This is a genomic window from Reyranella sp. CPCC 100927 (genome assembly GCF_007859315.1).
In the GTDB taxonomy this organism is placed as follows: Bacteria; Pseudomonadota; Alphaproteobacteria; order Reyranellales; family Reyranellaceae; genus Vineibacter.
Genome location: NZ_VOHA01000015.1, coordinates 64278 through 75854, shown reverse-complemented (window position 1 = coordinate 75854; position 11577 = coordinate 64278). Strand labels below are relative to the sequence as shown.

Sequence of the window (11577 nt, the reverse complement as noted above, 5' to 3'; positions counted from 1 at the left end):
GAGGTCGAAATCTACTTCTTCAGCAGATCGCGGATCTCACCCAGCAGTTCCTGGTCGCGCGTCGGCGCCGGCGGCGCGGCGGGCGCGGCTTCTTCCTGGCGCTTCACGCGATTGACGCCCTTGACCACCATGAACAGCGCGAAGGCGATGATCAGGAAGTTGATGGCAATGGTGATGAAGTTGCCGTAGCCGAGCACGACACCAGCCTTCTTGGCGTCGACCAGGGACGCTCCGGTCGGCACGCTGCCCTTGAGCACCGCATAGAGGTTCGAGAAATCGACCGTCCCGAACATGCCGATGATCGGCATGATGATGTCGCCGACGAACGACTCGATGATCTTGCCGAACGCCGCACCGATGATCACACCAATCGCCAAGTCGAGGACGTTGCCTTTCATTGCAAATTCTTTGAATTCTTTAAACATCTCCCACTCCTTTGCGAAGCTCGCGGCGCACGACCGCCGGGGGAGTATGAGGCTCACCGCGAGTCGGCATCAAACGCTTTGTGCCACGCCCGATCGCGTCATCCGACTCGCAACAGCACGAGCAGTGCCGACACCGTCGCCACCGACGTCACGGTCGACACCAGGATCGTGCCCGACGCACCTTCGACGAAGGTCTCGTATTCCTTGGCGATGACGAAGGCATTGGCGGCCGTCGGCAGCGCGGCGCACAGCACGGCGGCTTTCCCCCACATCGTGTCGAGGTCAAGAAACCACGGCAGCAAGGCGACCGCGATCAACGGCTGCAGCAACACCTTGCCGACGCTTGCGAGCGCAACCTCCAGCCGGGACGTGCCCAGCCCCTTGTCCGACAGGAAAAGGCCGATGGCGAACAATGCGCACGGCGCTGCTGCGGAGCCCAGCAGTTCGAGAAAGCGCAGCACGGGCTCGGGCACAGCAATGCGCAAGGCACTGACAAGAACACCGAGCGTCACGGCCTGGACGATCGGGCTGCGCACCACGGCTTTCATCACACGGCCACGCACTGCCGGCGTCCCCCGGCCGCCCTGGATATCGATCTCCACCAGGATGAGCCCGAAGGTGAGAATGCCGGCGGCGCCGAGAATGGTCGCCAGCGTGCCGGGCAACGCCCCTTCCGACCCAAAGGCCGTGACGCAGAGGGGAATACCCATGTAGCCGACATTGCCGAACGAGGCCGACAGCCCGAACAGACTCATGTGCGCCAACCGTGCCCGCGCCACGACGCGCGCCGCCACCATCCCCGCAACATAGGTCAGCAGCATGCTGCCGCCGAAGACGACGACGAAGGGACCGTTGAGCACGTCGGCGATGCTGACCTTGGCCAAGGCCGCAAACAGCATCGCCGGCAGCGCGAACCAGCCGACAAAGGCGTTGAGCGCCGTCGTGCCGTGCTCGCCCAGCAGGCGCAGGCGGCCAGCGACCCAGCCGGTCCCGATCAGGGCGAAGATGGGAAAGGCGACAGTCAGGAGGACTTGCACGAAGGGCCCGCTTCCTCTGCGGGCAGGGAAGCCCGAGATCCTGCGTGGGCACATTAGAGGCCGCGCCGCCAAGCGTCGAGTTGTCGAGCTCGCTTGACCCGCACGGCCACGCCGGGCACAGGTGCAGGGCGATGCGATCCGAAGGGAGTGAGCATGTCGGCGCTGCAGGATGGCTTGATCTGGACGATGGTGTTGGCGTCGGCGGCCGACCGCGACTTCTCGAAGACGGAGATCGACACCCTGCGCGATCTGGTCGAGCATCTGCCCGTGTTCCGCGGCTTCAAGATCGATCGCCTGCCCAAGGTGACGGAAGCCTGTGCCAGCACCCTGATCGCCGACGGCGGCGTGGACAAAGTCGCGGCCTTCATCCGCAAGACAGTATCCCGTCGTTTCGGCGAAACCGCCTACGCGCTGGCGTGCGATCTGATCGCCTCGGAAGGCCAGGTCCGCGACACGGAGATCGGCGTTTTGGACCTGCTGGCCGAGCTGTTCGACCTCGATTCGCTCACCTGCGCGGCGCTGGAAACAGCCGCCCGGGCCCGCTACGCTAAGCCGTAGCGCCTACCGGCGACGAGCCGCATATTGTCGCTTTGATCCTGAAAAAACACTATCGCTGCGATTTGATCCGTACAGGATTGTCACAACGTGTCACAACATTGACACAGTCCGGCATTTGGATTACGCACATGTCGTTCGTTTAGTTATTACGGACGCATCCTCCCGCCGGCCGGTGCAATTGCGACCTGCACCGGCCGGTACCGGGGACCCTCAGGGCCCGGCAGGTGGTTTATTTAGGTCGCATGTGGTCAGTAGCGCTTCGGCAGTATTATGGCTCCAAGCGCTTGGGCGGCACAAACCGCCGCTACTCCGGGCACGCCATCAGGCTGCCCTCCGGTCGCTCCAAGACCTGGCGGCTCTCGATAAATGCCTTCGCATCCGACGCCGCGATCACATCGCCGTACTTCGCGTTGATGTCGAACAGGTTCGCCTGATGCGGCTCGGGATGGCGATCGGCGACGCATTCGCGGGGCACGATCACCCGGAAGCCGTGCTGCATGCCGTCGACGGCGGTGGCCCTGACGCAGCCGCTGGTCGACACCCCGCAGACAATGAGCGTGTCGACGCCTTGCGCCGTCAGCAGACTCGCCAGGGAGGTCCCGAAGAAGGCGCTGGCATACTGCTTGGTCACGACGACGTCCTGTGCATCCGGCGTCAGCGACGCCGCGAATGCGGCCAACGGCTCACCCGGCACGAGCCGCTTCAGCACCGGCACCTTCTGGACGAACAGGCCGCCATCGAGCGCGCCGGCGCCGTAGAGCACGCGCGTGAAGATCACTGGCACGCGATGCGCCTTCGCAACCGTGTAGAGCCCGGCGCTGTGGGCGATCGCATCGGCGGCCGTCGGTGCGTACAGCGGCGAATCCGGTTGCGTGTAGGCGGCGATGAAATCGATCAGCAGCAGGGCCGGACGACGACCGAATCCGAGACGATGATCGAAGACGCCGGCATAGTTCGCACCGATGGCATCCACGGCCGTCATTTCTTTTCCGCCTGCGTGGCACGCATCAGGCCCGGTTTGTCCCAATTGGCGCGCAAGACGCCGGCGGCGTGGTCGATATGGGCCATCATGATCTCGGACGCCTTCTCGCCATCGCCCGTCCTGAGCGCACTGAAGATCTTGCAGTGATCACCGTGCGATCGGCGCACGGCCTTGTCGTCGAACAGCAGGACCAGCTCCTCGTGCGTGAACCAGCGCGCCCCGCCGCCGGCCACCATGATCGGCAGGCGCTGCGTGTTACGGATCGCCTGGGTCAGCGATTTGTTGGCCGCGGCATCGATGATGGCGTTGTGGAAGCTGGCGTTGAGCTCGCGCCAGCGCCGCGCCCGGTCGGCGCGCCATGTCCCCGACTCCAGGAGCCGCTCGATCTGCTCGTTGGCGTCCATCATGCGGGCGCGCGCCTGCACATCCAGGCCGGCCTTGGCCACGATGCGACAGGCCAGCGCCTCGAGGGTCTTGCGCACCTCGTAGGCCCCCAGCACGTCATCGAGCGTGCAGCTCAGAACCTCGTAACCGCGATTGGGCTCGTAACCCAACAGGCCTTCGAGCGCCAATGTGCTCAAGGCGTCGCGCACCGGCGTGCGTGACACGCCCAGCTGCTCCGCCAGCACGGTTTCCGTCAGCCGGCTGTCGGGCGGAAAGGCGCCCTCCAGCAGCATCTGCCGCAGCCGCGATGTGGTCGCACCGGATCTTGTTTCTGTCTTTTCCATCGGACCGGAACACGTGAACGGGTGCGCGATTATATCGACGGCAGTAGTGCATACAATATTTTTTGTTGCATACATTTTTATATTTTGCATACAATCAAAATGCACTCGCGGGGTAGCTAGCGAGCAGCCCGCCACAATGGCCACGGAACTGCTGCTTCGGTGCAGCCGTCCGCGGGCTTCACACAATCGACCTCAGGAGGGGATAACGATGAAAAAGACGGCCGCCGGATTGATATCTGTTTTAGGGCTGGCGCTGTCAGCGTCGCTGTCGACCCCGGCGACGGCCGCCGACGATACCGTCGTGATCGGCGTCATGAACGATCAGAACGGCATCTATTCGGAAGCGTCGGGCCGCGGCTCGGTCGTCGCCGCGAAAATGGCGATCGAGGATCTCGGCGGCACGATCCTGGGCAAGCCCGTCGAGGTGCTGGTGGCCAATCACCAGAACAAGCCGGACATCGGCCTCTCTGTCGCGCGCGAGTGGTACGACAGCAAGGGCGTCGATGCGATCTTCGAGGTCGCCAATTCGACGATCGCATTGGGTGTCCAGGACCTGGCGCGCAACCGGCGCAAGATCGTGATCCACTCGACGTCGACGTCATCGGACCTCACGGGCAAGGCCTGCTCGCCCTACGGCCTGATGTGGACGGCCGACAGCTGGTCCAACAGCGGACCGCTGATCCAGCAGCTGCTGAAGGAAGGCAACACTTCGTACTTCTTCATCACCGCCGACTACGCCTTCGGCCATTCGCTCGAAAGCGTCGCCTCGGCCGCGATCACATCCGGCGGCGGCAAGGTCGTCGGCTCGGTCCGGGTGCCGCTGGCGACGGCCGACTACAGTTCCTTCCTGATCACCGCGCAGTCGTCGAAAGCGCAGGTCATCGTGCTGGCACTGGCCGGCAGCGACCTGACCAACGCCATCAAGCAATCGGGCGAATTCGGCATCACCCAGAAACAGAAGCTCGCCACGCCGACCGCCTACATCAACGACATCCACGCGTTGGGCCTGCCCGCGACGCAGGGCCTGTTCTTCACCCAATCCTGGTACTGGGACCAGTCGGACGAAACGCGCCGCTGGTCGCAGCGTTTCGCCGACGTCATGAAGCGCATGCCCAGCGACAGCCATGCCGGCGTCTACTCGTCGGTGACCCACTACCTGAAGGCCGTGCGCAAGGTCGGCAGCAAGGATCCCGATGCCGTGCTGAAGGCGATGCGGGAGACGCCGGTATCGGACATCTACACGCGCGATGGCCACGTTCGCGAGGACGGCCGGGTCGTCTATGACCGCTACCTGGTGCGCGTGAAGGGTGCCGCCGAATCGAAAAAGCCGTGGGACTATCTCGACCTCGTCGCGAAAATCCCGGCCGCGAATGCATTCCAGTCCATGAAGACCGGCGGCTGCCCGCTGACGCAATAGACCTCATCGACGGCCCGTGCGGCGCCTGGGTGCCGCACGGGCCCTGCAGCGCCGCCGCGACCGAGGAAACCGCTCTATGCCTGGCACCGGGATCGGCGCGCGCGTGCGTCGCAAGGAAGACGAACGGCTGACGCGCGGGCGCGGGCGCTTCATCGGTGACTTTCACATCCAGGGCCTGCAGGACGTCGCCTTTCTCCGCAGCCCGCAGGCGCACGCGCGCATCCGGTCGATCGTGAAGCCCGCCGACGCCGAAAAACAGATCTACACCGCCGCCGACCTGAGCGGCCTCCGCCCCATCGTCACGGCGTCGAGTCTGCCGGGCTACAAGGTATCGTCCCATCCGCCGCTTGCCTGCGGCAAGGTGCGCTTCGTGGGCGAGGCGCTGGCCATGGCCGTGGCCCGCACGCGCGCCACCGCCGAAGACCTGTGCGAGCGCATTGCCGTCGACCTGGAGCCGCTCACCCCCGTCGTCAGTGCCGATGCCGCGCGCGCACCGGATGCGCCCCGGGTACATGACGCGTGGGACGACAACATCTATCTGCTGGCGAACTTCGACAGCGGCATCGACGATGCCCTGCGTGACGCCCCGATCAAGGTGGTCCGCGAATATCGCACCGCCCGCCACTGCATTCACCCCATGGAGGGCAAGGGCCTGATCGCGTATTGGGATCACCAGGCGTCGCAACTGGTGGTGATCACCTCGACGCAGATCCCGCATGTCATCCGGACCGGCCTGGCGCAATGCCTCGACCTCGACCAGGAACGCATTCGGGTCATCGCGCCGGATGTCGGCGGCGGCTTTGGCTACAAGAGCATCCTGCAGCCCGAAGAACTGCTGCTGTCGTGGTTGGCGCTGACCCATAAACAGCCGTTCCGCTGGCTTGAAGATCGTCGCGAGCACTTGACGGCGGGCGCCAACACGCGCCAGCACCAGTACAGGGTCACCGCCTATGCCGACGCACGGGGCCGCCTGCTGGGGCTCGACGCGGAAGCCATGGTCGATGCCGGCGCCTACTCGGTATGGCCTTACACGGCCTGCCTGGAGGGCGCCCAGATCGTCGGCAACCTGCCCGGCCCCTACGACCTGCCGTCCTATCGCTGCCGTTCGTTCACCGTCGCCACCAACAAGCCGTTCCTGGTGCCCTATCGCGGCGTGTCGCGTCCCGGCGCCTGCTTCGCGATGGAGCTGACGCTGGATGCCGTTGCCCGGGCCGCCGGCCGCGAACCGGCCGATGTACGGGCAGAGAACCTGGTTCCCGCCAGCGCCATGCCGCACACCAACGTGGCGGGCAAGCATTTCGACAGCGGCGACTATCCGCGATCGCTCGAGCGTGCCAGGGCGATGATCGACCTGCCGGCCATCCGCGCGCGCCAGCAACGGGGCGAGGCTGACGGCCGCCGCATCGGCGTCGGCTTCGCCGTCTACACCGAGCAGTCGGCACATGGCGGCAAGGCGTTCACGTCGTGGGGGCTTACCGTCATCCCGGGCTTCGACCAGGCCAGCGTGAAGCTGACGCCGGACGGCGGTGTCGAGGTCCGTTCCGGCATCCACACCATCGGCCAAGGGCTGGAGACCACGCTGGCCCAGGTCGCGAGCGACGTGCTCTCGATTCCCATCGAGCGCATCACCGTCACCCTGGGCGACACGGCCACGACGCCGTACTCCACCGGTGCCATCGGATCGCGCGGCATCGTCATGGCCGGCGGCGCCGTCGCGCGGGCAGCCCGCCAGGTCGCGGACCAGGCCAAGCGTCTCGCGGCCCATCTCCTGCAGTGCACGCCCGATGACGTCGCACTGCAGGACGGCCGCCTGGTTGCCGGCCAGGCCAGCGTGAGTTTCGCCGACATCTGCGGCATCTGGTACCTCAGGCCCGACCAATTGCCGGACGACGTCGACCGCCGCGGCCTCGAAGCCACCGAGGCCTACAAGCCCAGCGTCGACACCGGCGCGTTCTCCTATGCGACGCACGCCGCCCTGGTCGCCGTCGATACCGACACCGGCGGCGTCGAGATCCTCGACTACGTGATCGTCGAGGACTGCGGCCGGCGGGTGAATCCCATGATCGTCGAGGGCCAGACCTTCGGTGGCGCGGCACAAGGCATCGGCACGGCGCTGTTCGAGGAAAGCCCGTTCGATGCCCAGGGCCAACCGCTGGCATCGACCTTGATCGACTATCTGCTGCCCGGCCCGACCGAACTGCCGTCCATCCGGCTGGAGCACTTCGAGACGCTGTCGCCCTTCACCGAATACGGCATCAAGGGCGCCGGCGAAGGCGGCGCCATCGCGCCGGCCGCCGCCATCGTCAACGGCATCAATGACGCCCTGGCGCCGTTGGGCGTTGAAATCAACGAACTGCCGGCAACACCGGAGCGCATCCTCCGGGCATTGCATGCCGCCGGCACGAGCGCCCTATGAAGCCCGTCGCCTTCCAGTACCACCGCGCCAGCGACATCGACGATGCGCTGGCCCAGCTCGCCGACAGCGACGCCAAGCTCATGGCTGGCGGCTGCTCCCTGGGACCGATGCTGAACCTGCGCCTCGTGCGGCCCACGCTGCTGGTCGATCTGCGCCACATCGCGGAACTGCGCCAGGTGGCCTGCTCGCGCGAGACACTGCGGATCGGATCGTTGCGCACGCATGCCGAGATCGAGGATGGCGGCCTGCCCGATGTCACCAATGGGCTGTTGCCCCATGTCGCCCACCGCATTGCCTACCGCGCCGTGCGCAACCGCGGCACGATGGGCGGCAGCGTGGCGCACGCCGACCCGGCGGCGGACTGGATCTCCACCCTGATCGCCCTGGGCGCCTCGCTTGTCATCAAGCGGCCCGGCGGCGAGCGCACGATCGCCGTCGACCGCTTCGTGCTGGCCGGCTTCGCGACCGACCTCGGCGAGAACGAAATCCTGGCCGCCATCGACATCCCGAAACTGTCGCGCCACGGCCGCTGGTCCTATCACAAGATCTGCCGCAAGACCGGCGAGTTCGCCAAGGCCATCGCCGCCATCGTCGTGGATCCTGATCGTCACTACGCGCGCATCGTCTGCGGCGCCGTGGAGGCGACGCCTGTCGTCATGACGGACACCGCCGCCGCCCTGCAGAGCGCGGGTACGGCTGCCGCCCTGGAAAAAGTCGGGCCGGAACTCCGGCGCCTGATGCCGGGCCACGACGCCGTCTTCCTGCAACTGCATCTAACCGCGCTCCGGCGCGCGCTTTGCGAACTGGACCGCCGATGAAGGCCATCACGCTTGCCGTCAACGGCCAGACCGTGTCCGCCGTTGTCGAGCCCCGCCAGCACCTCGCCGACTTCCTGCGCGAGACTCTGGGGCTGACGGGCACGCATCTCGGCTGCGAACAGGGCGTCTGCGGTGCCTGTACGGTCATGATCGACGGCAGCCCCAGCCGCTCGTGCATCACCTACGCGATCGCCTGCGACGGCACCGACGTCAGGACGATCGAGGGTTTCGACGACGATGCCCTGATGGGTGAACTGCGCTGTTCGTTCTCGTCGCACCACGGACTGCAGTGCGGCTTCTGCACCCCCGGCATGCTGATCACTGCCCGGGACGTCGTGCGGCGGCTGGGCGACGTCGACGACAGGATCGTCCGCGAGGAACTGAGCGGCAACCTATGCCGTTGCACCGGCTATGTCGGGATTGTCGCGGCGGTCCGGGGAGTCGCCAAGGGCAAGCTGCCGCAGCGCGATCCGGTACCCGAGGCCAGCGCGGCCAGCACCGCCCCGGTGATGGCGGCCCCGGCGGCCGTGCTGGTTGCGCCCGCATCTGCCCCGGGGACGACCGCCGCCAGGCCCGCAACGCCAGCACCCGCCCCCTCACCGCCGCGATCCGCGAATGCCGCTGCCTGGACCGCGCTGGAGCAGCAGGTCGACATCGACGCCGATCCGGCGGCCGTCTGGAATGCATTGCGCGATGTGCGTCGCGTTGCGGCCTGCTTGCCGGGCGCGACGATTGATCATGTCGAGGGCACGGCGCTCAGCGGCCACATGACGATCCGGTTCGGCCCCATCAAGACCCGTTTCCACGGCGACGGCATCATCAGCCTCGACGACGCCGGGCGGTCGGGCAGCATCAGCGGTGCCGGCCGCGAGACCGGCGGCTCGCAAGCGATGGGCGAGGTCAACTACCGCGTCCTGGGCGGCGCGGCCGCCGGCACGACGCGCCTGCATGTGGTTCTGCGCTATCAGTTGACCGGCGCCCTCGCCCAGTTCTCGCGTGGCGCGCTTGTCCAGGACTTCGTGCGGCGGATGACCGAGATCTTCGCCGCCAACCTCGCCGCCGCCCTCAACGATCGGGCCGTGCCGGCTCGGACCGCCACCGATGTAAACCTGGTCACGATGGTGGCCGGGGTCCTGTGGCGGCGCCTTCGAAATCTCTTCGTTCGATGATTGCATGCAATAATAAAAATTGCATACAATTAGCCATTCAAATTCAGGAGGAGACCATCATGATCCCGGCCGACCGGCAGCTGCAGAAGACCGACTACTACTTCATCCGATCCGCCGACGTTGAGCCGCTTGATATCAAGCAAGTGGAAGGCGTCGTCGAACAAGGCCATCTGGTCGTGCGCAAGCTGATGGTTGGTGACGACATCCTGATGCTGGAGGTCGTGCGCAAGAAGGGATTGATCGATCCCGTGCACAAGCACCTGGACCACGAATCGATGGGCTATCTGATCAAGGGGCGCATGCGGCTGGTGATCGGCGGCCAGGAATTCATCGCCGAGGCCGGCAGTTCCTGGGTCCACCCGGTCGGCGTGGATCACTACAGCGAAGCGCTCGAGGATTGCCTGCAGGTGGAAGTCAAATCGCCGCCGCGCAAGACATGGAAGTAGACCATCACCAACCGATTGACCAGCAGATGGAGATCAGATCCATGGCATCCACCGGTACATGGAAAGAGATAGGCGAGGCGACGCTGACGCGGCAGTCGCTCGAGGCGCTCCTGCGCAACGAGATCCCCGCCATTCGTATCCGCAACTTCGCGACGGCCGCAGAATGCGCGGGCTTCGCCAAGGCTGTCGAGGACACTGACTACAAGTTCTACAGCGTCGCCAAGAAGGTAGGCTATATCGGCCTGGCGCAGATCGAGTATCGCTGGAACCGGCCGAAAGCCGACTACTTCAAGGATGCCGCTGTCGCCTACGAACAGCTGAACGACCTGCAGAACAGGTCGTTCGATGTCATCAATCGCCTGATGGAGACATTGCAGGCCGTGGCCGGCGGCACCGTGAAGATCGCCGAGGAGGCAGAGCTCGGGCGCTACTACGCGGGCATCGCCCGCATCGCTGCTGAAGGCGTTGACCTTCACGCCGACTGGGCGCCACTGAACTCGCCGACCTACGACATCGCCCGGATCGATGGCCAACTGGGCTGGAACTTCTATGCCCAGGAGCTGATCGAAGGTGGCGACACCACGGTCTACAATGCGCCGTGGACTCCCGACTGCGCGCCCGGCGAAATCCCCAAGAGCTACGGCCTGGACTACGCCATCGTCGAGGGCGCGAAGACCTTCACCTTCAACCCCAACACGGCCGACGTGGTGATCTTCAACACGCGCAACCCGCACGAGATCGCCGCCGGCGTCGCCGGCCCGGGCCGTAACCGGATCTCCATCGGCTCGTTCGTCGGCCGCATGCCCAACAACGATCTCGTGCTGTGGTCCTGACCATGCCCGACTCGCTGGGATGGCGCAAAAAGTTCGCGGTGCTGGTGCCGTCCACCAACACCAGCGTGCAACCCGAGTTCGACTCCATGCGGCCGCCGGGAGTCACCAACCACATCAGCCGCATCGTCATTCCCAACATCGCGCTGAACAATGACGACGACTTCAACCGGCTGATCGCGCTCATCGAGGCGGCCCAGATCCAGGCCGTCGACTCGGTGATGTCGTGCGAGCCCGACCATATCGTGCTGGGCATTTCCGCCGAGACGTTCTGGGGCGGCTATGCCGCCTCGTTGCGGCTGAAGGACGAGCTGGTCAAGCACACGGGCCTGCCCGTCTCGATGGGTTCGGACGCCTGCCGCGAGGTGTTGACCCTGTTCAACGCCAAGACTCTGGGTGTGATCACGCCCTATCAGCCGGTCGGCGACCGCAACGTCGTGCGGTTCTTCGGCGAGTGCGGCTATACGGTGAAGAACATCGTCGGGCTGAAGTGCGAGAGCCCGGTCAAGATCGCCCATGTCGGCGAGCAGCGCCTGCGCGAGGCCATCCTCGCGGTGAACGACGACCAGGTCGATGCCATCGTGCAGGTCGGCACCAACCTGGCGATGGCGCGCCTGGCGGCCAGTGCCGAACTGTGGCTGGGCAAACCGGTGATCGCGATCAACACGGCGATCTACTGGCAGGCGCTGCGGTCCGGCGGCATTACCGACCGCATTCCCGGCTGGGGCTCACTGCTGGAACGGTATTGAGT

Annotated in this window: 12 protein-coding genes; 8 read left to right on the top strand and 4 right to left on the bottom strand. The window is 65.7% G+C overall.

Features of this window, described 5'->3' with window-relative positions; genetic code table 11:
- Positions 1–11: 11 nt before the first annotated feature.
- Both mscL and FQU96_RS29585 read right to left on the bottom strand, forming a co-directional pair.
- The gene (gene mscL / locus FQU96_RS29590; protein ID WP_146544983.1) at positions 12–425 is read right to left on the bottom strand and encodes a large conductance mechanosensitive channel protein MscL; all 414 of its coding nucleotides are present in this window, start codon (positions 423–425) and stop codon (positions 12–14) included.
- A gap of 98 nt (positions 426–523) precedes the next feature.
- Complete coding sequence (locus FQU96_RS29585; protein WP_178130777.1) at positions 524–1462, bottom strand: AEC family transporter; 939 nt, start codon at positions 1460–1462, stop codon at positions 524–526.
- Positions 1463–1615: 153 nt separating this feature from the next.
- Between FQU96_RS29585 and FQU96_RS29580 the strand changes: the two genes are divergently transcribed.
- The gene (locus FQU96_RS29580) at positions 1616–2020 is read left to right on the top strand and encodes a tellurite resistance TerB family protein (protein ID WP_178130776.1); all 405 of its coding nucleotides are present in this window, start codon (positions 1616–1618) and stop codon (positions 2018–2020) included.
- Positions 2021–2324: 304 nt separating this feature from the next.
- Here the strand turns inward: FQU96_RS29580 and FQU96_RS29575 are convergent, their stop codons facing one another.
- Together FQU96_RS29575 and FQU96_RS29570 are read right to left on the bottom strand one after the other, a co-directional pair.
- Positions 2325–2993, bottom strand: coding sequence for an isochorismatase family protein (locus tag FQU96_RS29575; RefSeq protein WP_370461439.1), 669 nt, complete (start codon positions 2991–2993; stop codon positions 2325–2327).
- A gap of 5 nt (positions 2994–2998) precedes the next feature.
- Positions 2999–3730, bottom strand: a complete 732-nt coding sequence (locus FQU96_RS29570; protein ID WP_178130775.1) for a GntR family transcriptional regulator — start codon at positions 3728–3730, stop codon at positions 2999–3001.
- A gap of 208 nt (positions 3731–3938) precedes the next feature.
- Between FQU96_RS29570 and FQU96_RS29565 the strand changes: the two genes are divergently transcribed.
- From FQU96_RS29565 to FQU96_RS29535, 7 genes are all read left to right on the top strand, one after another.
- A complete protein-coding gene (locus FQU96_RS29565; RefSeq protein ID WP_146544978.1) occupies positions 3939–5147 on the top strand; it encodes an ABC transporter substrate-binding protein in 1209 nt (402 codons plus the stop codon).
- Between the two features lie 76 nt (positions 5148–5223).
- Complete coding sequence (locus FQU96_RS29560; protein WP_146544977.1) at positions 5224–7563, top strand: xanthine dehydrogenase family protein molybdopterin-binding subunit; 2340 nt, start codon at positions 5224–5226, stop codon at positions 7561–7563.
- Positions 7560–8381 (top strand): xanthine dehydrogenase family protein subunit M, encoded by an 822-nt coding sequence (locus tag FQU96_RS29555; RefSeq protein ID WP_146544976.1) that lies wholly within the window; start codon positions 7560–7562, stop codon positions 8379–8381. The genes FQU96_RS29560 and FQU96_RS29555 overlap by 4 nt, the downstream gene beginning before the upstream one ends.
- Positions 8378–9550: a 2Fe-2S iron-sulfur cluster-binding protein gene (locus FQU96_RS29550; RefSeq protein ID WP_146544975.1), complete on the top strand. Its 1173-nt coding sequence runs from the start codon at positions 8378–8380 to the stop codon at positions 9548–9550. The genes FQU96_RS29555 and FQU96_RS29550 overlap by 4 nt, the downstream gene beginning before the upstream one ends.
- A gap of 59 nt (positions 9551–9609) precedes the next feature.
- The gene (locus tag FQU96_RS29545) at positions 9610–9996 is read left to right on the top strand and encodes a cupin domain-containing protein (RefSeq protein WP_146544974.1); all 387 of its coding nucleotides are present in this window, start codon (positions 9610–9612) and stop codon (positions 9994–9996) included.
- 41 nt (positions 9997–10037) lie between these two features.
- Positions 10038–10829: a hypothetical protein gene (locus FQU96_RS29540; protein WP_146544973.1), complete on the top strand. Its 792-nt coding sequence runs from the start codon at positions 10038–10040 to the stop codon at positions 10827–10829.
- 2 nt (positions 10830–10831) lie between these two features.
- Positions 10832–11575, top strand: coding sequence for an arylmalonate decarboxylase (locus FQU96_RS29535; protein WP_146544972.1), 744 nt, complete (start codon positions 10832–10834; stop codon positions 11573–11575).
- Positions 11576–11577: the final 2 nt, after the last annotated feature.

Excerpts from the sequence above, each read along its gene's own strand:
- mscL (WP_146544983.1), bottom strand. The coding sequence starts at position 425 with ATGTTTAAAGAATTCAAAGAATTTGCAATGAAAGGCAACGTCCTCGAC.
- FQU96_RS29580 (WP_178130776.1), top strand. The coding sequence starts at position 1,616 with ATGTCGGCGCTGCAGGATGGCTTGATCTGGACGATGGTGTTGGCGTCG.
- FQU96_RS29570 (WP_178130775.1), bottom strand. The coding sequence starts at position 3,730 with ATGGAAAAGACAGAAACAAGATCCGGTGCGACCACATCGCGGCTGCGG.
- FQU96_RS29565 (WP_146544978.1), top strand. The coding sequence starts at position 3,939 with ATGAAAAAGACGGCCGCCGGATTGATATCTGTTTTAGGGCTGGCGCTG.
- FQU96_RS29560 (WP_146544977.1), top strand. The coding sequence starts at position 5,224 with ATGCCTGGCACCGGGATCGGCGCGCGCGTGCGTCGCAAGGAAGACGAA.
- FQU96_RS29555 (WP_146544976.1), top strand. The coding sequence starts at position 7,560 with ATGAAGCCCGTCGCCTTCCAGTACCACCGCGCCAGCGACATCGACGAT.
- FQU96_RS29550 (WP_146544975.1), top strand. The coding sequence starts at position 8,378 with ATGAAGGCCATCACGCTTGCCGTCAACGGCCAGACCGTGTCCGCCGTT.
- FQU96_RS29545 (WP_146544974.1), top strand. The coding sequence starts at position 9,610 with ATGATCCCGGCCGACCGGCAGCTGCAGAAGACCGACTACTACTTCATC.
- FQU96_RS29540 (WP_146544973.1), top strand. The coding sequence starts at position 10,038 with ATGGCATCCACCGGTACATGGAAAGAGATAGGCGAGGCGACGCTGACG.
- FQU96_RS29535 (WP_146544972.1), top strand. The coding sequence starts at position 10,832 with ATGCCCGACTCGCTGGGATGGCGCAAAAAGTTCGCGGTGCTGGTGCCG.